The 699-nt window shown below is 53.9% G+C and carries 8 tRNA genes; all 8 read left to right on the forward strand.

From position 1 onward, the window contains the following. Window positions 1–6 precede the first annotated feature (6 nt). The 8 genes from LJC66_RS27350 (at window position 7) to LJC66_RS27385 (ending at window position 696) form a co-directional block, all read left to right on the forward strand. Window positions 7–99 (forward strand) — tRNA-Ser (locus LJC66_RS27350). Between the two features lie 25 nt (window positions 100–124). Continuing rightward, a tRNA-Met gene (locus LJC66_RS27355) sits at window positions 125–201 on the forward strand. Window positions 202–205: 4 nt separating this feature from the next. Then, a tRNA-Asp gene (locus LJC66_RS27360) sits at window positions 206–281 on the forward strand. An 8-nt stretch (window positions 282–289) separates the two neighbouring features. Beyond that, window positions 290–365 (forward strand) — tRNA-Phe (locus LJC66_RS27365). A 10-nt stretch (window positions 366–375) separates the two neighbouring features. After that, window positions 376–451: transfer RNA gene (locus tag LJC66_RS27370), tRNA-His, on the forward strand. Window positions 452–462: 11 nt separating this feature from the next. Next, a tRNA-Gly gene (locus LJC66_RS27375) sits at window positions 463–536 on the forward strand. A 5-nt stretch (window positions 537–541) separates the two neighbouring features. Next, a tRNA-Ile gene (locus LJC66_RS27380) sits at window positions 542–618 on the forward strand. A 3-nt stretch (window positions 619–621) separates the two neighbouring features. Then, a tRNA-Asn gene (locus tag LJC66_RS27385) sits at window positions 622–696 on the forward strand. Window positions 697–699 lie beyond the last annotated feature (3 nt).

Here is a 699-nt window from a genome sequence, read left to right on the forward strand (position 1 = left end):
ATATACGGAGGAATACCCAAGTCTGGCTGAAGGGATCGGTCTTGAAAACCGACAGGGGTGTCAAAGCCCGCGGGGGTTCGAATCCCTCTTCCTCCTCCATTTATTTATACCATATTCATATCATCGCGGGGTGGAGCAGTTCGGTAGCTCGTCGGGCTCATAACCCGAAGGTCGCAGGTTCAAATCCTGTCCCCGCAACCAAAGTGGTCCCGTGGTGTAGCGGTTAACATGCCTGCCTGTCACGCAGGAGATCGCGGGTTCGATTCCCGTCGGGACCGCCATTTTGTTTGGCTCGGTAGCTCAGTTGGTAGAGCAAAGGACTGAAAATCCTTGTGTCGGCGGTTCGATTCCGTCCCGAGCCACCATTTTAAGACGGCGATTGTGGCGAAGTGGTTAACGCACCGGATTGTGGTTCCGGCATTCGTGGGTTCGATTCCCATCAGTCGCCCCATCTTAAGTAACGCGGGTGTAGTTTAGTGGTAAAACCTCAGCCTTCCAAGCTGATGTCGTGAGTTCGATTCTCATCACCCGCTCCAAAAATGGGCCTATAGCTCAGCTGGTTAGAGCGCACGCCTGATAAGCGTGAGGTCGGTGGTTCGAGTCCACTTAGGCCCACCATATTCCACAGTAGCTCAGTGGTAGAGCTATCGGCTGTTAACCGATCGGTCGTAGGTTCGAGTCCTACCTGTGGAGCCATAC

Origin of the sequence: Priestia sp. TSO9 (genome assembly GCF_021029645.1) — a bacterium.
Classification (GTDB): Bacteria; Bacillota; Bacilli; order Bacillales; family Bacillaceae_H; genus Priestia; species Priestia megaterium_E.